The sequence below is a fragment of the Streptomyces pseudovenezuelae genome, assembly GCF_001513955.1.
In the GTDB taxonomy this organism is placed as follows: Bacteria; Actinomycetota; Actinomycetes; order Streptomycetales; family Streptomycetaceae; genus Streptomyces; species Streptomyces pseudovenezuelae.
In genome coordinates this window covers 522,766-544,011 of record NZ_KQ948146.1, presented here as the reverse complement: position 1 = coordinate 544,011, position 21,246 = coordinate 522,766, and the positions used below count along the sequence as shown (strand labels likewise).

The 21,246-nt window shown below is 72.7% G+C and carries 17 protein-coding genes; 12 read left to right on the top strand and 5 right to left on the bottom strand.

All coding sequences use genetic code 11. The annotated features are described in order from the left end of the window. Window positions 1-25 precede the first annotated feature (25 nt). From AQI94_RS14535 to AQI94_RS14520, 6 genes are all read left to right on the top strand, one after another. A complete protein-coding gene (locus AQI94_RS14535; protein WP_031048770.1) occupies window positions 26-1,738 on the top strand; it encodes an IlvD/Edd family dehydratase in 1,713 nt (570 codons plus the stop codon). Between the two features lie 412 nt (window positions 1,739-2,150). Next, a complete protein-coding gene (locus AQI94_RS46395; RefSeq protein ID WP_318658107.1) occupies window positions 2,151-2,273 on the top strand; it encodes a putative leader peptide in 123 nt (40 codons plus the stop codon). A 114-nt stretch (window positions 2,274-2,387) separates the two neighbouring features. Beyond that, window positions 2,388-3,254, top strand: a complete 867-nt coding sequence (locus tag AQI94_RS14530) for a glutathione S-transferase C-terminal domain-containing protein (protein ID WP_031048772.1) — start codon at window positions 2,388-2,390, stop codon at window positions 3,252-3,254. A 90-nt stretch (window positions 3,255-3,344) separates the two neighbouring features. Further along, window positions 3,345-3,491 carry a putative leader peptide gene (locus AQI94_RS45035; RefSeq protein ID WP_167364503.1) on the top strand — a complete coding sequence of 49 codons (147 nt, stop codon included), beginning with the start codon at window positions 3,345-3,347 and terminating at the stop codon, window positions 3,489-3,491. Between the two features lie 84 nt (window positions 3,492-3,575). Beyond that, window positions 3,576-4,778, top strand: a complete 1,203-nt coding sequence (locus AQI94_RS14525) for an LLM class flavin-dependent oxidoreductase (protein WP_031048774.1) — start codon at window positions 3,576-3,578, stop codon at window positions 4,776-4,778. A gap of 21 nt (window positions 4,779-4,799) precedes the next feature. Continuing rightward, entirely contained in the window at window positions 4,800-6,170 is a 1,371-nt protein-coding gene (locus tag AQI94_RS14520) for an NtaA/DmoA family FMN-dependent monooxygenase (protein WP_062229753.1), read from the top strand. Between the two features lie 121 nt (window positions 6,171-6,291). On the opposite strand, the gene absR1 is transcribed toward AQI94_RS14520, so the two are convergent. After that, window positions 6,292-7,377 (bottom strand): beta-glucuronidase AbsR1, encoded by a 1,086-nt coding sequence (absR1, locus tag AQI94_RS14515; protein WP_031053370.1) that lies wholly within the window; start codon window positions 7,375-7,377, stop codon window positions 6,292-6,294. 95 nt (window positions 7,378-7,472) lie between these two features. On the opposite strand from absR1, the gene AQI94_RS14510 reads away from it, so the two are divergent. After that, window positions 7,473-9,392 carry a LuxR family transcriptional regulator AbsR2 gene (locus AQI94_RS14510; protein WP_062229752.1) on the top strand — a complete coding sequence of 640 codons (1,920 nt, stop codon included), beginning with the start codon at window positions 7,473-7,475 and terminating at the stop codon, window positions 9,390-9,392. Between the two features lie 112 nt (window positions 9,393-9,504). Here AQI94_RS14510 and AQI94_RS14505 read toward each other — a convergent pair whose 3' ends face one another. Next, complete coding sequence (locus AQI94_RS14505; RefSeq protein WP_062229751.1) at window positions 9,505-12,072, bottom strand: CHAT domain-containing protein; 2,568 nt, start codon at window positions 12,070-12,072, stop codon at window positions 9,505-9,507. 148 nt (window positions 12,073-12,220) lie between these two features. Between AQI94_RS14505 and AQI94_RS14500 the strand changes: the two genes are divergently transcribed. From AQI94_RS14500 to AQI94_RS14490, 3 genes are read left to right on the top strand one after another with little or no spacing between them, the layout of a single operon-like run. Beyond that, a complete protein-coding gene (locus AQI94_RS14500; RefSeq protein WP_031036509.1) occupies window positions 12,221-13,648 on the top strand; it encodes a S8/S53 family peptidase in 1,428 nt (475 codons plus the stop codon). A gap of 59 nt (window positions 13,649-13,707) precedes the next feature. Then, window positions 13,708-14,283 carry an RNA polymerase sigma factor gene (locus AQI94_RS14495; protein ID WP_031036506.1) on the top strand — a complete coding sequence of 192 codons (576 nt, stop codon included), beginning with the start codon at window positions 13,708-13,710 and terminating at the stop codon, window positions 14,281-14,283. Window positions 14,284-14,288: 5 nt separating this feature from the next. Continuing rightward, the gene (locus AQI94_RS14490; protein WP_031036503.1) at window positions 14,289-14,783 is read left to right on the top strand and encodes a hypothetical protein; all 495 of its coding nucleotides are present in this window, start codon (window positions 14,289-14,291) and stop codon (window positions 14,781-14,783) included. A gap of 18 nt (window positions 14,784-14,801) precedes the next feature. Here AQI94_RS14490 and AQI94_RS14485 read toward each other — a convergent pair whose 3' ends face one another. After that, a complete protein-coding gene (locus AQI94_RS14485) occupies window positions 14,802-15,599 on the bottom strand; it encodes an N-formylglutamate amidohydrolase (RefSeq protein WP_031036500.1) in 798 nt (265 codons plus the stop codon). A 47-nt stretch (window positions 15,600-15,646) separates the two neighbouring features. Between AQI94_RS14485 and AQI94_RS14480 the strand changes: the two genes are divergently transcribed. Continuing rightward, complete coding sequence (locus AQI94_RS14480) at window positions 15,647-15,976, top strand: DUF5713 family protein (RefSeq protein WP_031036497.1); 330 nt, start codon at window positions 15,647-15,649, stop codon at window positions 15,974-15,976. Between the two features lie 119 nt (window positions 15,977-16,095). On the opposite strand, the gene AQI94_RS14475 is transcribed toward AQI94_RS14480, so the two are convergent. Then, on the bottom strand, window positions 16,096-18,315 hold the full coding sequence (locus AQI94_RS14475; RefSeq protein ID WP_031036496.1) for an NADP-dependent isocitrate dehydrogenase: 2,220 nt from the start codon (window positions 18,313-18,315) through the stop codon (window positions 16,096-16,098). Between the two features lie 206 nt (window positions 18,316-18,521). Between AQI94_RS14475 and AQI94_RS14470 the strand changes: the two genes are divergently transcribed. Beyond that, the gene (locus AQI94_RS14470) at window positions 18,522-20,057 is read left to right on the top strand and encodes a M1 family metallopeptidase (RefSeq protein WP_031036492.1); all 1,536 of its coding nucleotides are present in this window, start codon (window positions 18,522-18,524) and stop codon (window positions 20,055-20,057) included. Window positions 20,058-20,062: 5 nt separating this feature from the next. Here the strand turns inward: AQI94_RS14470 and AQI94_RS14465 are convergent, their stop codons facing one another. Beyond that, complete coding sequence (locus tag AQI94_RS14465) at window positions 20,063-21,148, bottom strand: mechanosensitive ion channel family protein (protein ID WP_031036489.1); 1,086 nt, start codon at window positions 21,146-21,148, stop codon at window positions 20,063-20,065. Window positions 21,149-21,246: the final 98 nt, after the last annotated feature.

Genomic DNA, 21,246 nt, shown 5'->3' with positions numbered 1-21,246 from the left:
CCGATTACCGGAAAGAGCCCCAGCGATGAACCTTCGCAGCGCGCAGTGGTACGCGGGACAGGACCGCAACGCCTACATCCACCGGGCCTGGATGCGCCGGGGCGTCCCGGCCGACGCCTTCACCGGCCGGCCCCAGATCGCCATCGCCAACACCGCCTCCGACCTCACCCCCTGCAACGCCCATCTGGACGAGGTGGCCCGATCCGTCCGGGACGGCGTCCACGAGGCGGGCGGCATCCCCCTCGACCTGCCCGTGGTGTCGCTGGGCGAGACCAACGTGCGGCCCACCGCCATGCTCTGGCGCAACATGGCGGCGATGGCCACGGAGGAGATGCTGCGCGCCAACCCCCTCGACGGCGTGGTCCTGCTGGGCGGCTGCGACAAGACGATCCCCTCGCTGCTGATGGCCGCCGCCTCGGTGGACCTGCCCGCCGTGGTCGTGCCCGGCGGGCCCATGCTGACCGGCACCTTCCGCGGCACCCCGCTGGGCTGCGGCACCGACGTGTGGCGGCTGTCGGAGGAGGTCCGTGCCGGGACCCTGTCGCAGGAGCAGTTCACCCGCTCCGAGTCGTCGATGATCCGCAGCCGCGGGCACTGCAACACCATGGGCACCGCCTCCACCATGGCGCTGGTCGCCGAGGCACTGGGCACGGTCGTCCCCGGCGTGGCGGGCACCCCCGCTCCGGACAGCCGGCTGCTGGAGGCCGCGCACGGCACCGGACGGCTCGCGGTGGAACTGGTGGCCGCCGAACGCCGCCCGAGCACCTTCCTGACCAAGGGGTCCTTCCACAACGCGATCGTGGCGCTGGCCGCGATCGGCGGCTCCACCAACGCCGTCGTCCATCTCCTCGCCATCGCGGGCCGGTTGGGCATCGAACTGACCCTGGACGACTTCGACCGCATCGGCTCCCGGGTGCCGGTCCTGGTGGACCTGCAGCCCGCCGGGCGCTTCCTCATGGAGGACTTCCACCGGGCCGGCGGCCTGCTCGCCGTGCTGCGCGAGGTCGCCGACCTCCTGGACCCCGACGCGCTCACGGTGACCGGACGGCCGCTGGTGGACCACCTCGCCGACGCCCCGATCTGGGACGCCGAGGTGATCAGGACCCGGGCCCGCCCCCTCGTCGAGGAGGGCGGCATCGCCGTCCTGCGCGGCAGCCTCGCCCCCGACGGCGCCCTGATCAAACCCGCGGCCGCCTCGGCGCATCTGCTGCGCCACCGGGGCCGTGCGGTCGTCTTCGACAGCATCGAGGACTTCCACGCCCGCGTGGACGACCCGGACCTTGACGTCGACGCCGACTCCGTCCTGGTGCTGCGCGGCTGCGGCCCCCGGGGCTATCCGGGCATGCCCGAGGTGGCCAACATGCCGCTGCCCACCAAACTGCTGGAGCAGGGCGTGCGGGACATGGTCCGCGTCTGCGACGGCCGGATGAGCGGCACCGCGTACGGCACCGTCGTCCTGCACGTGGCCCCGGAAGCGGCGGCGGGCGGCCCGCTCGCCCTCGTTCGGACCGGCGATGTCATCAGCCTCGACGTCGAGGCCCGCCGCGTCGACCTGGAGGTGCCCGCCGACGAACTCGCCGCCCGCACCCCGAACAAGGCCACCGTCGAGGGCTTCGCCAACCCGAGGCGGGGCTGGGAGCGGCTGTACGTGGACCATGTCCAACAAGCCGACAAGGGTGTGGACCTGGACTTCCTCGTCGGTTCCAGCGGCTCGGAGGTGAGCCGCGAGTCGCACTGACGGGGCGGCGGACGTCCGGGTGCTCGTACCAGGCGCCCGCGGAGCCAACCAGTTGTAGCCGGCCCCGCGTGCCGTTCGCGGGCAGGAACCGGATGCCGGGGAGGGACGGTGATCGCCGTCGTCGGCGTAGGTCCGATGGGCGCGGCCACCGCCTGGCACCTCGCCCGGCGGCCCCGCGAGGTCACGCTGATCGGGGCATTCGGCTCGGACACCGCCGCGGAAGTGCGCACGGCAGCCCACGGATCTTCCGACGGGCGTGCCCTGGCGGCGCCCGCCAGCCCGCTCGTCGGCGCGACGGCCGCCGACCCCGCCACCGGCCGGCTCTTCTGCTCGCCTCGTGGACGCCCTCTTGACGTGTGTGCCCGCCCGATCGACACTCCAGACGGGAATCCTAGTGAACAGGTAGGGAAACATGGGGTGCCTTGAGCCGGCCGTCGGCCGAGTGAGTCGTACGTCTCGGCCCTCGCCTCTCCTCACCTCCCGCCGTCACATCGATCTGCTGCGGGTCTGCAGCGCGATCAGGCCCCTGGGCTGAGCCCGGCCGCCTTCCGGTGCCACCCCCGCCGCCGCGCAGGGGGACCGCCGCCCGCTCCCGCCCGACGACGCTTCCGCCGCGCGTACGTCTGCGCACCGACCCCCGGGGAGACCCATGTCCGTCACACCGCTCGCCCACGTTCCCACCCACCCGGCCCCCAGGTTCCGCGGACGGATCGGCCGGGACGCGCGCAGCGGGCACTACGCCGTGCCGCGCCGCTACCGGCTCCACCTCACCCCCGCCTGCGCCGACGGACTGCGCATCGCCGTCGTGCACGGACTGCTCGGCCTCGACGACGTCTGTCCCGTGACCTGCCTGGACCCGGTCCCCGACTGTCCCGACGGCGGACACTCCGCGCTGCGCCCGCTGTACGAGGCCAGCGCGCACCGGTACACCGGCGCGGCCGTCGCCCCGGTGCTCAGCGACGACTGGTCCGGGCGGATCGTCAGCACCCACGCCGCCGACATCACCCGCGACCTGGCCGGACACTTCGGCGGTGGCCGCCCGGCCCTGTACCCGTGCGGGGCCGAGTCGGAGACGGAGGCCGTCGAGCGGATGTGCGCCCAGGGCATCGAGCGGGCCGCGCAGCGCGCCGGATCGGCGGGTGGCGACGAGAGCGAGCGGGCCGCCGGACTGGAACGGCTGCTGGACTCGCTGGGCTCCCTGGAGCGCTGGCTCGACGGACGCGCGTACCTGATCAGGGATCACCTCACCGCCGCCGACGTCGAGTTGTGGGTCGCGCTGGTCCAGCTCGACACCGTGCACCGTCACCACCTGGACGCCGCCGCGGTGCAGCGCGTCGCCGGCCACCCGACCCTGTGGGCCTACGCCCGCCGCCTGACCGCCCACCCGGCCTTCGGCACCCACCTCGACCTCGACGGCATCGCCCGCCGGCACCACGCCCACTGCCGGGGCCTGGAGGCCGCAGGTGCCGCCGTACAGATCCTGGACTGGGCCGCGCACACGGGCCGACCCGCCTGAGGACCGTTCCGCGTGCGGGAGCGGGCGTCGACAGGACCCCGACACCGGTGGCCGCGCGGGCCGAGCCCCCCCCCGCGAGGACAGGGCGTTGTGGCCGACGACGAGATCCGCCGGGCGCCCTCGCGCGCCCAGAAGGAGGAGGGGACGGGCGTGCCGCACACACTCCGCTCCGTCCACCTCCACTCCCGGCCCCACATCGATCTCCAGCGCGTGTCCGCCGCGCTCTGTCGTTCCTGACCCGTCACCCGCCCGCCCCGCCGCCGTGCCCTGCCCACCCACGGGCCGGCGCCCCCGTACGGATCTTCAGGAAGGCACCCTTCCGTGTCCCCTTCTCCTGCGCTTTCCTCCGCGCTGCACCTCGCCGTCGCCCTGGACGGCACCGGCTGGCACCCCGCCTCCTGGCGCGAGCCGGTGGCCCGCCCCCGTGAACTGTTCACCGCCGGATACTGGGCCGACCTGGTCGCCGAGGCCGAGCGCGGCCTGCTGGACTTCGTCACCATCGAGGACGGCCTGGGCCCCCAGTCCTCGCACGCCCTCGACCCGGACGAGCGCACCGACCAGGTCCGCGGCCGGCTCGACGCCGTCCTGATCGCCTCCCGCGTCGCCCCGCTCACCCGGCACATCGGCCTGGTCCCGACCGCGGTGGTCACCCACACCGAGCCCTTCCACCTCTCCAAGGCCATCGCGACGCTCGACTACGTCAGCACCGGCCGGGCGGGCCTGCGCGTGCAGATCACCGCCCGCCCGAACGAGGCCGCGCACTTCGGCCGCCGCACCGTCCCCCGGATCGAGACCTACGACAGCCCGGTGGTGGCCGACCTCTTCGACGAGGCCGCCGACCACGTGGAGGCCGTGCGCCGCCTCTGGGACAGCTGGGAGGACGACGCCGAGATCCGCGACGCCGCCACCGGCCGCTTCGTCGACCGGGACAAGCTGCACCACATCGACTTCGAGGGAAAGCACTTCAGCGTCAAGGGGCCCTCCATCACACCCCGCCCGCCGCAGGGCCAGCCACTGGTCACCGCCCTCGGCCACCAGAGCGTCCCCTACCGGTTCATCGCCCGCCAGGCCGACATCGGCCACATCACCCCGCAGGACACCGACCAGGCCCGAGCGATCGTCGCCGAGATCCGCGCCGAACAGGAGTCGGCGGGACGATCCGGTGAACTCCTGCACCTCTTCGGTGACATGGAGGTCTTCCTCGACGACGACCCCGCCGAGGCCGCCGCCCGCAGGGACCGACTCGACACGCTCGCGGGGGAGCCGTACCGCAGCGACGCCCGGGTCTTCACCGGCACCCCCGCCCAACTCGCCGACCTGCTCACCGAGTTCCGAGAGGCCGGGCTCACCGGCTTCCGGCTGCGGCCCGCGGTCCTCGGCCACGACCTCCCGGCGATCACCCGCGGCCTGGTCCCCGAGCTCCAGCGCCGGGGCGCCTTCCGCACCGCGTACGAGTCCGGCACCCTGCGCGGACTCCTGGGCTTCCGCCGCCCCGCCAACCGCTACGCCGCCACGTCCGCCTGAGCCGGAAGGACCCCCGCAGCCATGTCCAGGCCCCTGAAGCAGATCCACCTGGCCGCCCACTTCCCCGGCGTCAACAACACCACCGTGTGGAGCGACCCCGAGGCCGGCAGCCACATAGAGTTCGCCTCCTTCGCGCACTTCGCGCGGACCGCCGAACGCGCCAAGTTCGACTTCCTGTTCCTCGCCGAGGGCCTGCGCCTGCGCGAACACGGCGGCCGGATCTACGACCTGGACGTCGTGGGCCGCCCCGACACCTTCACGGTCCTCGCCGCGCTGGCCGCCGTCACCGAACACCTCGGCCTGACCGGCACCATCAACTCCACCTTCAACGAGCCCTACGAGGTGGCCCGCCAGTTCGCCAGCCTCGACCACCTCTCCGGCGGCCGCTCCGCCTGGAACGTGGTCACCTCCTGGGACGCCTTCACCGGCGAGAACTTCCGCCGCGGCGGCTTCCTCCCGCAGGAGGAGCGCTACTCCCGCGCCAAGGAGTTCCTCGCCACCGCTCAGGAGCTCTTCGACTCCTGGCACGGCGACGAGATCCTCGCCGACCAGGCCTCGGGCGAGTTCCTGCGGGACGCGAGGGCGGGCTCCTTCGTCCATACCGGCCAACACTTCGACATCCACGGCCGGTTCAACGTCCCGCGCTCCCCGCAGGGCCGTCCGGTCGTCTTCCAGGCGGGCGACTCCGAGGAGGGCCGAGAGTTCGCGGCCTCCGCCGCCGACGCCATCTTCAGCCGCCACGCCACTCTCGACGAGGGCCGCGCCTTCTACACCGACGTCAAGAACCGCCTCGCCAAGTACGGCCGCACCCCCGACCAGCTGCTGATCCTGCCCGCCGCCTCCTTCGCCCTCGCGGACACCGACGCCGAGGCCGAGGAACTCGCGCGGATCGTCCGGCGCCGGCAGGTCAGCGGGGCCACCGCCCTCAAGCACCTGGAGTTCGTCTGGAACCGGGACCTGTCGTCGTACGACCCCGACGGCCCGCTCCCCGACATCGACCCGGACGTCAGCGACCACCACATCGCCAAGGGCCGCGCCCAGGTCCGCATGTACCGCGACCCGCTGGCCACCGCCCGGGAATGGCGCGAACTGGCCGCCGCCCACCACTGGTCCATCCGCGACCTGGTCATCCACACCGGCAACCGGCAGAACTTCATCGGCTCGCCCCAGACCATCGCGCGCACCATCAACGAGTACGTCCAGAGCGACGCGAGCGACGGCTTCATCCTGGTCCCGCACATCACCCCGACCGGCCTCGACGCCTTCGCCGACAAGGTCGTACCGCTCCTCCAGGAACAGGGCGTCTTCCGCACCGAGTACGAGGGCCCGACCCTGCGCCACCAGCTCGGCCTCGCGCACCCAGACGACGACAGCGCCCGGCGGGTGGCCTGATCCCGCGCGGAACGCGGTGTGGCCGGAAGTACGTGTCCCTCCCCCGAAGGCTACGTACTTCCGGCCGTTCCCCCGGCGCCGGACTGTGGTCCAGCCTCGCCCGTGCGGCCTGTCCGTGCTGTCACCAGCACATGACCGCGGTTTCCCCCGAACCCCACGCGGAGTACAGGCGCACACGGACGAAGTAGCGGCGGCCCTTCACCAGACGGGCCTTGAGTGTGGCGTTGTGCGGGGTGCCTCCGTCGTCCCGGCCGCAGAGGTAGCGGGGTTCCCCGTCCCGCTCCTCGAAGACCACCACGACGGTGTCGCCGTCGCCGAACGTGCCCACGGCGTACTCGCGGGTCTCCGGCGGTTCCACGGTGAAGTCGGCCTGCTCACCCGGGCCGAGCCCGAGCGGCGCGGACCGGAAGGGCACCAGCGCCGGCGGCCGGGTCGGCTCGGTCGGCGGGTACCAGCGCAGCACGTACTCCTTGTCGGCGGCCGACAGCGTGCCGGGCGGGTTGAGGCCCGCACGGTACTGCTCGGGCTCCAGGATGAGCCCCGCCTCGAAGGGATACTCCATGATCGACTGGGGGTCCCAGACGGGGCCGTTGACCTCGTCCGGGTCCAGCTTGCGCAGGATGTTGAAGCCCGTCCGGTCCCGGCTCCAGAAGTTCGGCGGGCCCGCCAGATCGGCGTAGACGGCCTCGTCGTCCCAGTGGATCCCGGCGAACGGGCTCTGGTGCTCGTGCAGCATGCCGAGCGCGTGCCCGATCTCGTGCAGGGCCGTCCCGCGCTCCCCGGGCGCGGTCAGGTCCCAGCCGAAATTCATGGTGCGCTCGTTCAGACCGACCAGGAGCGCGTCCTTGCCCACGGCCGACCAGGAGCCGTCGCCGATCTGGAAGCCGATGCGCAGCTCGGCCTCCGAACGGTCGCCGACCTCGGCGAATCGCACCCCGATCCCGAGGTCCTGCCACTCCTGGAAGCACGCACGGACCACGTCCCGCTGCTCCTCGGCGCCCACCCACGACACCCGACGGGACTGGCCGGTCCCCGGAACCGGAATGACCGACCCGTCGGCGTCGCCGTCGAAGAAGCAGTAGTGCAGGACCGTGCTGTTGAGCCACATCCGGCAGCCGCCGATGAGCGCACTCAGCCGCTCGGCGGCCAGTCCCGGCGCGAACGCCGGAGCCGACTGCTGCGCGAGGGAGCAGTAGCGTGCGGTCATGGGGTTCAGCGTGCCGTCGGGCGTCCGGGGGCGCCTGAGTCGGGGGCTACTCAAGTCCCCCTGTATCAGGACTGAGTAGCGCCGCTCTAGCTTCCGTGACGACTTTCGAACGGGACGCGAAGACCCTGGAGCTGCCCTGGCCGTTCACCGGGCGCGAGGACGAACTGGAGCTGGTGCGCGGGTCCGTCGCCGGGGGACGGCAGGGCATGGTGGTGACCGGTCCCGCGGGCCGCGGCAAGACCCGGCTCGTCACGGAGGCCGTACACGGCACGGACTGCGCCCGGGTGGCGGGCACACCGGGGACCGGCGGGCTCCCGTTCGCCGCCTTCGCGCATCTCCTCCCGGAGACCGTGTCCCTGCACCGGGCGGTCCAACTCCTGTCGTCCGTACGGCTGCTGCTCGTCGACGACGCCCATCTGCTGGACGACGTCTCGGCTGCCCTGGTCCACCAGCTCGTGGTGCACGGCCGCACCCGGCTCCTGGTCGTCGCCACCGACGGCGCACGGGTGCCGGACGCGATCTCCCGGCTGTGGACCGGCGAGCTCCTGCCGCGCCTCGCCCTGGAGCCGCTGCCCCGCGAGGAGACCGCGCAGCTGCTCGCGGCCGGCGCCGGCGGTCCGGAAGCCCTCACCGTCAACCGGCTGCACCGCCTGTGCCGGGGCGATCTGCGCCTGCTGCGCGAGTTGGTGGACGCGGTGCGCGAGCGGGAGCCGCTGCACCGGGCCCCGGGCTCGGCCGAGTGGGCGTGGCGCGGCCCGGTGCCGGTCACCGCGACCGTACGCGAGCGTGCCGCGCCTCTCCTCGACCGCACCGGTCGCGGGGAGCGGGAGACCCTGGACCGCCTGGCTTTCTCCGAGCCGCTCCCAAGGGACGCCGACACCCTCGACCTCGGCGCCCTCGAAGTCCTGGAGGCCGACGGGCTGGTCCACGTCGACGAGCAGGGTGCCGCCCGTCTCGCCGAGCCCCTGCACGGTCCGGTGCTGCGGGCCGTCGCCGGACGCCTGCGGGCCCGGCGCCTGGCCCGGACCCCGGACAGCTGCGCGGTCGCCCTGGAGACCGAGACGGCCACCCTGACCCGGGCGATCGCCGGGACGGACGTACGAGCCGTGCCGGCCCCGGTGGGGGAGTGGCTCGTGGACGAGTGCTCCGGCGTCCCGGCCCGGCACGCCGCCGTACGAGCCCGGTTCGCCCGTCTGCGAGGTGAGCTGCGGGAGGCCGCGGCCTGGGCCGCGGAGGGACTGCGGAGCGACCCCGACGCCCCGGCCTGCCACCTCGAACTCGGCCTGGCGGCAGCGCAGTCGGGAGAGACGGCGTATGCGGTGAGCCCGCCCGGCGCGGCCACCGACGACCGCCGTGAGCCCAGCTCCTCGACCGAGCCGCGGGGCGGTCGACGCACCGTCACCCCGACTCGTTCCACCCGTCCCGGCGGCGCCGCCGGCTCGGGGGAGGGCGCGCACGGCTCGGCCGTCACCTGGTGGGCCGCCGCCCGCGGTGATCTCGACGCGGCCCTCCGCACGGTCGGGGAGGAGCCGTACGACGCCGTCCGCCTCGGCGCGCCCGAGCGGGCCGTCGGCCGGCTGACGGGCGTCTTCGCCGCCCACGCCGAGGCGCTCGCCGGAGGCGACGGCCCCGCCCTCGACCGCGCGGCCCGGGCGCTGGAGGAGCGTGGGTTCCTGCTCTTCGCGGCCGAGGCGTACGCCCAGGCCGTCGGGGCGCACCGCGACCCGAGCGCCGCCCGCACCTCGCGCACCCGCGCCGTCGCCCTGGCCCGCCGCTGTCAGGGCGCCCGGACCCCGGCCCTGTCCGGGCTGGTCCTCGGCGAACTCACCGTCCGCCAGCGGCAGATCGTCACCCTCGCGGCCGCCGGACTGAGCAACCGCCAGATCGCCGAGCGGCTCACCCTGTCCGTCCGTACGGTCGGCAACCACCTCTACAGCGCGTACGCCCGCCTCGGCGCGAGCGATCGCGACGCCCTGCCGTGCCTGGTGGAGCTGCCGGAGGCACAGCCGGCCTGAGCCGTATCCCGGACCGGGGCGGTCTGACCCCCAGTATTCGGGGGAGGGGTCAGGCCGCCCCACACCTCACGCGCTCCACAACTCCACGCACTGCGATCGCACTTCGCGGCCGTCACGCAGCCCCGAACGCCGAGAACGCCCACCCCGTCGCCTGATGCACCGAGTCCCCCGGCAGCGCGGCCCGCGCGTCGCGCAGCGCCTCCGCCATGGACGCCCCCGCACCGAGCCCTTTGTGCAGCGTGAGCATCAGCGGCACCACCGCCTCGTCGTTGACCGGTGCGCTGCACGCCACCACTCCCGCCGTGCCCAGCGGCAGCAGCGCGGTGACCAGGCCGAGCAGTTCGTCCGCGCCGACCGAGGCGAACCGGGCGGTGTCGCAGCAGGACAGGATGATCCGGTACGGGCTGCGGTCCAGACGCTCGAAGTCGTGGACGATGAGCGGCCCGTCGGCCATCCGCAAGGACGAGAACAGCGGACTGTCCGCACGGAACGTGCCGTGCGCGGCGATGTGCGCCAGCGCCGCCCCGTCCAGTTCCTCCAGCACCCGCGGCACACGTGCCTCGTCGTGCTCCAGAACGGTCGCCGAGCCGTTGCGCCCGGCGAGTTCGGGTACCTCGGCGCCGCCGGTCGCGAGCCCCGGCCCGCGGACGAGTACCTGGCGTCCGCTCGGCGGCGGCGCGGTCTCCCTCGCCCGCAGCCAGCTGCTCGCCGACGGCGACACGCTGAACACCCGCTCCCGCAGCGAGGGCAGCAGCGCCCACGGCACCTGGTGCAGCCGCCCCGGCGGCACCACCACGACCGGTCCGGACCCGAGCTGCGCCGCGGCCGGCCCGAGCAGCAGTTCCTCCAGCCGCCGCCCGGCCGCCTCCACCACCGGAAGCCGGGCCTCCGCCCCGGGGTGGGCCAGTCTCCTGAGCCCCGCCTGGACGTGCTCCGCCTCACGCTCGGCGTCCGCCAGCAGTCCGGCCTCGAACCTCCGCACCCGCCCCTGCGCGCACAGCAGCACCTGGACCCGCCCGTCGAGCACGGCGAGTTCGACCAGCCGCACCTCGTCACCGAGCCGCTCCAGCAGCCTGCCGGGGTCGAAGCGGTAGCCGTCGCCGGACGCGTCGCCGCGCTCATGGAGGCTCCGGGAGCGGATCTCCCGTTCCAGGCGCCGCTGTTCACGTTCCAGCGTCGGCACCGGCCGGCCCTCCATCCGGGCCCCCTCCGCGCGGGCCGCTATCTCCCGGAAGGCGGTGAGGTCGCTGAGCAGCGCCGGGTCGGCCGGCGGGCGGGTCGGCGGCGCGGACAGCACGGTGGCCCGCCAGCGCTCGCTCCACACCAGCAGCCGCCGGGGCCCGCCCGACCTGAGGGAGGCCCGCGCGGCGAGCCCGGCGAGCTCGGCGCCCTGCGCGGTGGCCCGGGCCCGCAGTTCCGAAGCACCCAGGGTCGTACGGTGATCGTCGAGCACGTCCAGACCGCGGCGACAGGCCTCCAGCACCCGCCGGTCCGACCCCGCGGCCCGCGCCCACAGCGCCCGCGCCGCCCATCCCGTCATCCGCGCCAGCGGCGGCCCGCTGTGCCGGCTGCGGGCGGCCACCTCAAGATGCCGTCGCGCATCGTCCTGCCACCCCAGCCCGAGCGCGATACGGCCCGCCAGCAGCGAGGCCTCCGGGGCGGCGGGCGCGCCGAAGGAGGCCAGCCGGTCGGCGACCGCCGCCGCGTCCGCGACCAGCCGGCCCGAGCCGCGCCCGGCGGCGACCCGTGCCTCGATCAGCACCAGCCGGGCGTGCGTCTCCCACCAGGTGCGCCGCTGCCCGGCGAACAGCCGTACCGCCATGTCGGCGCGCGCGATCGCGGTGTGCGCGTCCCCCGCGTGCCGGGCCGCCCGCGCGGCGGCGAGCAGCAGCTCCGCCTTGCGGGTGGACTGTCCGCCGATGCCGTCGAGGACCTTGATCGCCGCGTCCGCCTCCGCGAGCGCCTCCGGGGCGAGCCCCGCGGCCATCAGGACCTCGCAGCGCCGCACGGTGAGCATGAACGTCGGCGTGCCGAGCTTGGCGTACCGCTCCTGCGCCTCGTCGAGCAGCCGCAGCGCGGCCGGGATGTCCCCCGACCGGTAGGCGGCCAGCCCCCGGCTCTCCACCGCGTCGGCCTTGTCGTGCTCCTGGCCCGTGGTGTCCCACAGCGCCTCCGCCGCCGTGAAGTCGGCGTCGGCCCGCTCCACCGCCCCGAGCGCCAGATGCACGGTGGCCCGCAGGGTCAGCGCCCGCGCCGTCCAGATCACGTCGCCGGCCTGCCGCAGCACCGGAACCGCCCGCCGTACGTCCTCCAGCGCCGCCCGGTGATGCCCGAGCACCCACGAGGCGTACGCCCGCCGGAACAGGACCTGCGCCCTGGTGTGCCCGCTGCTGACCGCGACGCCCCGCTCCAGCGACTCCAGGCCCTGCCGGGTGCGCCCCGCGTGCACCAGCGCCACACCGAGCGCGGCCAGCGCGTCCGCCTCCCGGTCGGTCGACTCCGAGCGCGCGCCGAGATCGCGGGCCCGGCGCAGATGGTCCAGGGCGAGCCGCAGGTCGCCCCAGTCGCGCTGCCAGATGCCGATCACCTGGTGGGCGACGGAGGCGTGCAGCGGTGAGGGATCCGAGCCGAGTACTTCCTCTGCCCTCGCCAGCGCCTGGTTGGGCGCGGCGAACACCATCGGCAGCAGTTCGAGAACCGAGTCGCTTCCCGCTGTCACTCCATGGATGGTAGTGGCCCAGGTGGCAGGCCACACCGGTTTGGCGCTGTATCAATCACCGGACCCGCGGCTCTGACTGACGACCGCCGCCTCAGTGGGAGGACACGCCATGGCACCTCAGCGATTCCACGAGCAGTTCGACCAGATCCAGCGTTCCATGCCCGACGTCCCGCTGGCCCTCGGACCCGACGACGCCTCGGAGTTCATCTACGAGAAGGGTGTCGTCCTCGCCCGGGACGGCCGTGACGCGGCACTCGTCGAGGAGACCGTGCGCACCCACTTCACCGAGGCGACCGGGCTGACCGGCGATCACGTCCGCCGCGACAGCCCCGAGACCAACCGCTCGGGCATCACCCGGATCAAGGTCGGCGACCCGGGCCACGGCGACCGGCGCGGCGACCGCGCCGTCACCCACGCCCTGCGCGCCATGAGCGAACGCGAGGGACGCGCCGGACACCGCCTGGTCAGCCGCAACCACGTGGTGTCGATCGCGGTCAACTCCTGCCCCGGCGACGAGCCCGTGCCCGCCGCGCTCAGCCAGGGCACCAACCCGGCTCCCGCGGAAGGGGGTTACGACACCGACACCGCCGTGAGTGTCCTGGTCGTCGACAACGGCCTCACCCACGACCACACGCTCGTCCCGCTGCTCGCCCATGTCGAGGGCGACCTGCACGGCACCGAGACCGACGCGGCCGGCAACCTCCTCCAGTACGTCGGCCACGGCACGTTCATCGCCGGTGTCCTCGCGGCCGTCGCGCCCAACACCGACATCACCGTCCGCAACACCCTCAACGACGCGGGCGCCATCCTGGAGTCCGAGCTCGGCGACAAGCTCTTCGAGGCGGTCGCCGGCGGCTGGCCCGACATCATCAGCCTGTCCGCGGGCACCTCCAACGGCCGCCCCGACGGCCTGCTCGGCCTGGACGCCTTCATGCAGGAACTGCGCGCCCACGGCACCCTGTTGGTCGCCGCGGCCGGCAACAACGCCAGCGCCAGCCCGTTCTGGCCCGCCGCCTACGCCGACCTGCCCGACTACCAGGGAGTCGTCCTGTCGGTCGGCGCGCTGCGCGGCGACGGCGAGTTCGGCGCCTGCTTCAGCAACCACGGCTCCTGGGTGGACGTCTACGCCCCCGGCGAGCGCCTGACCAGCGCCCTCACCGGCTTCGATGCACCGGTGCCCTACCTCTACCAGCACTCCACGTACGGGGCCTGCCGGTACGGCTTCACCTACGTGTGCACCTGCCAGTCCCCGTCCCACGTCGGTGTGCTGAGCGAGGACGGCAGCGTCGCCAAGCCGGACCAGGTGATGTTCGAGGGGTACGCGCACTGGAGCGGCACCTCCTTCGCGACCCCGGTCGTGGCAGGTCTGGTCGCCGCCCACATGACCGCGAACAAGGAGACCGACCCGAGGGCGGCCCGGCAGCAACTGCTGGCCACGAACACACAGTTCGCCGAAGTGCGCGGGGCGCGCGTGGCGGCGCTGAAGCCGGCCGGCTGGCGCCCGGTGCCGGTCGTGCAGCGTCCGGTCGGCACATGAGGGCCGGAGCGCTCCCCTCCACGGCGTACGATGACTTGCCGTACACGAGGGGTGGGACCGTGGACCGAGCAGATGTCGGTGCGCTGGTCCAGTCCGCCGTCGACGGTGACGCGGCGGCCTGGAAAGCGCTCGTGGAAGGGCTGAGCCCACTGGTGTGGGCGGTGGTGCGCGCCCACCGGCTCTCCGACGCCGACGCGCACGAGGTGTACCAGACCGTGTGGTTCCGCTTCGCCCAGCACCTCGGGCGCATCCGCGAACCCGACAAGGCCAAGTCCTGGCTGGCGAGCACCGCGCGCCACGAGTGCCTGAAGGTGCTCAAGGGCTTGCGGCGGCTCACCGTCACGGACGATCCGCAGTTGCTGGACCGGATCAGCGAGGACCGTACGCCCGAGCAGTCCTTCATCGACTCCGAGGAGGCCGCCGCCCAGAGCGAGCGCGTCCGGTACCTGTGGCAGGAGTTCGAGGAACTCGGCGAGCGCTGCCGGCAGTTGCTGCGCATCCTGATGGCCTCGCCGAAGCCCGGCTACCAGGAGGTGTCCGCCGCCCTGGGGATCGCGGTGGGCAGTATCGGACCACTGCGCCAGCGCTGCCTGAGGCGGCTGCGGGCGCGGCTCGAAGCCCGGGGGGCGGTATGAGCGACATGGACGACGACCTCGGTGACGACGTCCTCGACTTCGGCGAACAGGCGCTGCCGGACGAGGAGTTCGCCCTTGAGCTGCTGGAGGAGGAGCTCCGCCAGGCGACGGCCATCCTGGACCCCGTACCGGTTGCCCTGCGGCAGATCGCCATGGAGGCGTTCGCGCTGCACGACCTGGACAGCCGGATCGCCGAACTCTCCTTCGACTCGGTGGTGGACGCCCTCCCGGTGAGGGGAGCGACGGGGGCGCCGCGGATGCTGACCTTCCACGCGGGCGAGGTGACGGTCGACGTCGAACTCACCCCGCAGGGCCTCATGGGCCAGGTGCTGCCGCCCCGGTCGGCCCGGATCGAGGTGCTCAGCGGGCCGCAGGCGGGCTCGCCGCTCACCACCGACGACATGGGCCGCTTCACCTGCGACACGTCCCCGGCCGGCCCCTTCGCGCTACGGCTGCGGACCGGCGGGCAGGTGATCGTCACCGACTGGCTGACGGTCTGAACGACGGGTCCCCGTCACTCACGGGGAGCCTTCCGAGCAAGGCCGGCCCAGGGCGTCCACGAGCGCGGCGAGCGCCCGCGCGAGCCGGTGGAACCCCGGACCGGCAGGCCCGCCCGGTTCGGTCATGTACGTGTCCCGCCGGATCTCCACCATCAGGGCGCTCACCCGGGGATCGCGACCGTGGAAGTCCAGCGGCACGTACGTCCCGCTGAAGGGGCTGTCCAGCCCGACCTCCCCGAACGCCTCCCGGGCCGCGGCGAGCAGCCCGGGAGGCGTGTGGAAGGAATCGGTACCGAGACAGACCGGTGGCCGCGGCCCCTGGCCGTGCAGCTCGTAGGGCAGCGGCGCGCTGGGGTAGGAGTGCACGTCGATGACGACGGCCCGCCCGGTGACCTCCAGCCGCCGGGCCACGGCCTCGGTCATCGCCCGGGCGTACGGCCGGAAGTAGCGTGCGATCAGCGGACCGGGATCGGCGTCGTCCGGCCGCAGGTCCTCGCGGTGCGTGGTCTTCGTGTACACGGCCCCCATCCCCACGGCGAGCATCTCCTCCCGCTCGTCGGGAAACCGCTCGGGATCCACGACCAGCCGTGACAGCCGGTTCACGAACCGCCAGGGAACCACCCCGGCCATCCGCGCCGCCTCCTCGGCGAGCTCCGCCGTGTGCGCGTCGACGATGTGGTCCAGCTCCCGCTCCAGCGCGGTGTCGTCCAGCACGATCCCGGCCCGCACCTCGGCCGGGATCTCCCGCGCGGAGTGCGGGACATGGAGGATCACCGGCGATTGGGCGGCACCCGGCAACAGTTCGAAAGAGGGCATACGGCTGCTCCGGGGGCGTTGTCAGTGGTGTGGTGCACCATCTCAGCATGAACATCGGAAACCAGCAGGTGGCCACCCACCCGTTCCTCAAGGCGCTCTACCGGGACGGGTATTACCCCGACCGCGCGGTGGACCGGGGCAAGGAGATCCTGCTGCGGCTGTGCGAGCGGATCGAGGCGGACCGGCCCGCCGACCTCGCCGCGCTGTACGTACTGACCCAGGCGGCCACCGAGGAGTTCAACGACCTTCAGGACGACGACTTCGACATCGAGACCGTGGCCCGCGAGGAGATAGCCGAGGAGTTCAGGTTCATCGCCCGGACCTACGGGTTCGAGGACGCGGACGTGGAGGAACTGATCGGCACCCGGGACTGGTGAGCCGCCGCGCCGTCGGCCGACGGGCCGCCCCGGGGAGCGCCTTCGGGTGCGCGCCCCGGACACGCCTCCGCCCCGGCCGGGCAGAAGCCGGCCGGGGCGGAGGCGCACAGCGGCGGGCGTCAGCTCAGGGACGCCAGCGCCTCGTTCCACGTCGTCGACGGGCGCATGACCTTGGCGGCCTTGGCCGGGTCGGGCTGGTAGTAGCCGCCGATGTCGGCCGACTGGCCCTGGACCGCGTTGAGCTCCTCGACGATCTTCTGCTCGTTCGCGGCGAGCGACTCGGCGAGCGGGGCGAAGGCCTTCGCCAGGTCCGCGTCGTCGGTCTGCGCGGCCAGCTCCTGGGCCCAGTACAGGGACAGGTAGAAGTGGCTGCCGCGGTTGTCGATGCCGCCGACGCGACGGGTCGGGGACTTGTCCTCGTTGAGGAAGGTCGCCGTGGCGCGGTCGAGGGTGTCGGCGAGCACCTTGGCACGGGTGTTGCCCGTGAAGTCGGCGAACTGCTCCAGCGAGGGGACCAGCGCGAAGAACTCGCCGAGGGAGTCCCAGCGCAGGTAGTTCTCCTTGACCAGCTGCTGGACGTGCTTCGGCGCGGAACCGCCGGCGCCCGTCTCGAACAGACCGCCGCCCGCCATCAGCGGGACGACCGACAGCATCTTGGCGCTGGTGCCCAGCTCCAGGATCGGGAAGAGGTCGGTCAGGTAGTCACGCAGGACGTTGCCCGTCACCGAGATCGTGTCCTCGCCGCGGCGGATGCGCTCCACCGACAGCTTGGTCGCCTCGACCGGGTTGAGGACGCGGATGTCCAGGCCCTCGGTGTCGTGCTCGGTCAGGTACTGCTCGACCTTGGCGATCAGGTTGGCGTCGTGCGCGCGGGTCTCGTCCAGCCAGAACACGGCCGGGTTGCCGGTGGCGCGGGCGCGGGTGACGGCCAGCTTCACCCAGTCGCGGATCGGGGCGTCCTTGGTCTGGCAGGCGCGGAAGATGTCGCCGGCGGAGACCGTCTGCTCGATGACGGCGTTGCCGTTCTGGTCCACCAGGCGGACGGTGCCGGTGGTCTGGATCTCGAAGGTCTTGTCGTGGGAGCCGTACTCCTCGGCCTTCTGCGCCATGAGGCCGACGTTCGGGACCGAGCCCATGGTCGACGGGTCGTAGGCGCCGTTGGCACGGCAGTCCTCGATCACGGCCTGGTAGACACCGGCGTACGACGAGTCCGGCAGGACCGCGAGGGTGTCGGCCTCCTGGCCGTCCGGGCCCCACATGTGACCCGAGGTGCGGATCATGGCCGGCATCGAGGCGTCCACGATCACGTCGGACGGCACGTGCAGGTTGGTGATGCCCTTGTCGGAGTCGACCATCGCGAGAGCCGGGCCCTCGGCGAGCTCGGCGTCGAAGGAGGCCTTGATCTCGGCGCCCTCGGGCAGGGACTCCAGGCCCTTGTAGATGCCGCCCAGACCGTCGTTCGGGGTCAGGCCGGCCGCGGCGAGCGTCGGGCCGTACTGCGCGAAGGTCTTCGGGAAGAACGCGCGCACCACGTGACCGAAGATGATCGGGTCCGAGACCTTCATCATCGTGGCCTTGAGGTGCACCGAGAACAGCACGTCCTCGGCCTTGGCGCGGGCGATCTGCGCGGTGAGGAACTCCCGCAGCGGGGCCACGTGCAGCACCGAGGCGTCGACGACCTCGCCCGCGAGGACCGGTACCGACTCGCGCAGCACGGTGGTGGAGCCGTCGTCGCCGACCAGCTCGATCCTCAGCGAGCCGGCCTCGGAGATCACGACGGACTTCTCGGTGGAGCGGAAGTCGTCCACACCCATGGTCGCCACGTTGGTCTTGGACTCCGACGACCAGGCGCCCATGCGGTGCGGGTGGGTCTTGGCGTAGTTCTTGACCGAGGCGGGGGCGCGGCGGTCGGAGTTGCCCTCCCGCAGGACCGGGTTCACGGCGGAGCCCTTGACCTTGTCGTAGCGGGCCTGGATGTCCCGCTCCTCGTCGGTCTTGGGGTCGTCCGGGTAGTCCGGCAGCGCGTAGCCCTGGGCCTGCAGCTCGGCGACGGCGGCCTTGAGCTGCGGGATCGACGCCGAGATGTTCGGCAGCTTGATGATGTTGGCCTCGGGCGTCTTCGCCAGCTCGCCCAGCTCGTGCAGGGCGTCCGGGATCCGCTGGTCCTCGGTCAGGTACTCCGGGAACACGGCGATGATCCGCCCGGCCAGCGAGATGTCCCGCGTCTCCACGGAGACACCCGCCTGCGAGGCGTACGCCTGGACCACCGGCAGGAAGGAATACGTCGCCAGGGCCGGGGCCTCGTCAGTGTGCGTATAGATGATGGTCGAGTCAGTCACCGGGTGCTCCGCTCCACGTCTGCAACATTGCTCGACATCAAGATATCTCGTGACCGTCCCGGTCTCGACAGGGGTCCTCGACCGACGGCGAAGATCCCGTACATCCCTCGGGGCAACCGACGCGTCTGATCTTGTGGTCATGCACGTTGATCACAGTCATCCGACGGCCGGACCCGACCATCCGGCCGCCCGAGGGAAAGCAGACCATGAGATATCGCACCAGAGTGACGGCACCGGCAGCTCTGCTCGGCACCGTGGCGGCCCTGTCCGTGGCCGCCCCGGCGCACGCGGACCCGGAGACCGGCACCCCTGGCCCGGAGACCCTCGGGGATCCCGTCTTCCCGGGCCTCGGCAACGACGGCTACCGCGTCTCCGCCTACGACCTCGACCTCGCGTACGACGGCACGACCCGGCTCGTCGACGCGACGGCGACCCTGACCCTCACCACCGCGCAGGAGCTCAGCCGCCTGTCCCTGGACGCGTCGGGCCTCGACGTGCATGAGGTGCTGCTCGACGGCGTCCCGGCCGCCCGGGAGCAGGCCGGCCAGAAGCTGCGGATCACCCCCGCCGCCTCCCTGCCCGCGCAGACAACGGCGACCGTGACGGTGACGTACACGGTGGACCCGCGCGCCGCCCTCACTCCCACCGCCTGGGTGCCCACCCCGGACGGCTTCGCGGTCTGCCCCCAGCCCAACGCGGCGCACACCGTCTTCCCGTGCAACGACCACCCCTCGGACAAGGCCGACTTCACGTTCCGCATCACGGTCCCGGCGGGGCTCAAGGGGGTCGCGAGCGGCCGGCTGGTGAGCACCGAGGACCTCGGCGACGGCCGGACCGCGTACGGCTACCGGTCCCGGGAGCCGATCGCCACGGAGCTCGTGCAGATCACGGTCGGCGACTACGTCATCAAGGACCGGCAGGGCCCGCACGGACTCCCGCTCAGGGACGTCGTCCCGACCGCCCGGGCCGCCGCCCTGGAGCCCGCGCTCGCCCTCACCCCGAACCTGGTGAGCTGGATCGAGCAGCGGCTCGGCGCCTTCCCCTTCGAGACGTACGGCCTGCTGCCCTGCAACAACGACGCCTCGAACGCCTTCGACTTCACGGGCCTGGAGACCCAGACCCTCACCCTGTACAAGCCGAACTTCCTGCTCCAGGCGGAGAAGAGCATCGGCTCGCACATGATGCACGAGCTGGTCCACTCCTGGTTCGGTAACAGCGTGAGCCCGGCGACCTGGTCGGACCTGTGGCTCAACGAGGGCCACGCCGACTTCTACGGGCTGCTGTACCGCTACGAGCGCGGCTGGGCCGACTCCCTCGGCCTGACCACCATGGAAGCCCGTATGAAGGACACCTACGCGCGCGGCGACCAGTGGCGCAGGACCTCGGGCCCGGTCGCCGCCCCCAACGAGGCCAACCTCTTCGACAGCCAGCGCTACCTCGGCGGCGTCCTCGTCCTGTACGCGCTGCGCGAGCAGGTGGGCGGGACGGTCTTCGCCGCGATCGAGTCGACCTTCCTGGAGCGCTTCCGCAACTCCTCGGCGTCGACCGAGGACTACATCGCCGTCGCCTCGGAGGTCTCCGGCGCCGACCAGTCCGGTTTCCTGCGGGACTGGCTCTACGGCACCAGGACCCCGAGGATGCCCGGCCACCCGGACTGGACGGTGACCCCGGTCAGCTCGGCGCTGCGGCAGCCGCAGAACCGGACCGACGGCCACTGGCACGACAACTCGGCGACCCTCTAGGGGACTCAGTCGAGCCGGGCGGAGGGCATCTCGCCCGGCTCGATCACGGTCTGCGCGCCGCGCTGGTGCGGGATCGACACCGAACCCTGCTGGAGGGCCACGGTCCGCGCGGGCGCCGGGATCCGGATGCCCTCCTCGCGGTAGCGCCTGTGCAGCTGCTTGATGAACTCGTGCTTGATGCGGAACTGGTCGCTGAACTCACCGACGCCCAGGATGACCGTGAAGCCGATCCGCGAGTCGCCGAAGGTGTGGAAGCGGACCAGCGGTTCGTGCTCGGGGACCGCGCCCTCGACCCGCGTCATGACCTCGATGACGACCTCGCAGGTGACCCGCTCGACGTGCTCCAGATCGCTGTCGTAGGCCACGCCGACCTGGACCAGGATCGTCAACTGCTGCTCGGGACGCATGAAGTTGGTCATGTTCGTCTTGGCGAGCTCGCCGTTGGGGACGACGATCAGGTTGTTGGAGAGCGCGCGTACGGTCGTCTGACGCCAGTTGATGTCCTCGACGTAGCCCTCCTCGCCGCTGGCCAGCCGGATGTAGTCGCCGGGCTGGACGGTCTTGGAGGCGAGGATGTGGATGCCCGCGAAGAGGTTGGCGAGCGTGTCCTGGAGGGCCAGCGCGACCGCGAGACCGCCGACGCCCAGGGCGGTGAGCATGGGCGCTATGGAGATGCCGAGGGTCTGCAGGACGACCAGGAAACCGATCGCCAGGACCAGCACCCGCGTGATGTTGACGAAGATCGTGGCGGAACCGGCGACCCCGGAACGGGACGTGGTGACCGTCCGCACCAGCCCCGCGACCAGCCGGGCCGCCGCCACCGTGACGACGAAGATCAGCAGCACGGTCAGCACCTGGTTGACCGTGCGCTGGACGCCCTTGGTCAGCGGCAGGGCGGCCGCGGCGACGGCGATGCCGCCCGCGACCGCCGCCGAGGGCACCACGGTCCGCAGCGCGGCCACGAGGACGTCGTCGCCGCCCCACTTGGTGCGGTCCGCGTGCTTGCCGAGCCACTTGAGCAGCATGCGCAGCAGGAAAGCCGCCACCAGACCGGCGACCACGGCGATGCCGGCGCCGACCATGTCGTCCATGGTGAGATCCCGTTGAAATGCCGTCACGTTGCCACCTGTTCGAAAGTGCGGGAAGTGCGATCGCGTCGGTTTGCGTGAAGGTTCCGTGGCCGACGCGA

Bases quoted from the DNA above. Each gene is read 5' to 3' on its own strand.
- absR1 (WP_031053370.1), bottom strand. From the start codon at position 7,377: ATGACCGCACGCTACTGCTCCCTCGCGCAGCAGTCGGCTCCGGCGTTC.
- AQI94_RS14530 (WP_031048772.1), top strand. From the start codon at position 2,388: ATGTCCGTCACACCGCTCGCCCACGTTCCCACCCACCCGGCCCCCAGG.
- AQI94_RS14465 (WP_031036489.1), bottom strand. From the start codon at position 21,148: ATGGACGACATGGTCGGCGCCGGCATCGCCGTGGTCGCCGGTCTGGTG.
- AQI94_RS46395 (WP_318658107.1), top strand. From the start codon at position 2,151: ATGGGGTGCCTTGAGCCGGCCGTCGGCCGAGTGAGTCGTACGTCTCGG.
- AQI94_RS14470 (WP_031036492.1), top strand. From the start codon at position 18,522: ATGAGATATCGCACCAGAGTGACGGCACCGGCAGCTCTGCTCGGCACC.
- AQI94_RS14520 (WP_062229753.1), top strand. From the start codon at position 4,800: ATGTCCAGGCCCCTGAAGCAGATCCACCTGGCCGCCCACTTCCCCGGC.
- AQI94_RS14490 (WP_031036503.1), top strand. From the start codon at position 14,289: ATGGACGACGACCTCGGTGACGACGTCCTCGACTTCGGCGAACAGGCG.
- AQI94_RS14535 (WP_031048770.1), top strand. From the start codon at position 26: ATGAACCTTCGCAGCGCGCAGTGGTACGCGGGACAGGACCGCAACGCC.
- AQI94_RS14505 (WP_062229751.1), bottom strand. From the start codon at position 12,072: ATGGTGTTCGCCGCGCCCAACCAGGCGCTGGCGAGGGCAGAGGAAGTA.
- AQI94_RS14500 (WP_031036509.1), top strand. From the start codon at position 12,221: ATGGCACCTCAGCGATTCCACGAGCAGTTCGACCAGATCCAGCGTTCC.
- AQI94_RS14480 (WP_031036497.1), top strand. From the start codon at position 15,647: ATGAACATCGGAAACCAGCAGGTGGCCACCCACCCGTTCCTCAAGGCG.
- AQI94_RS14485 (WP_031036500.1), bottom strand. From the start codon at position 15,599: ATGCCCTCTTTCGAACTGTTGCCGGGTGCCGCCCAATCGCCGGTGATC.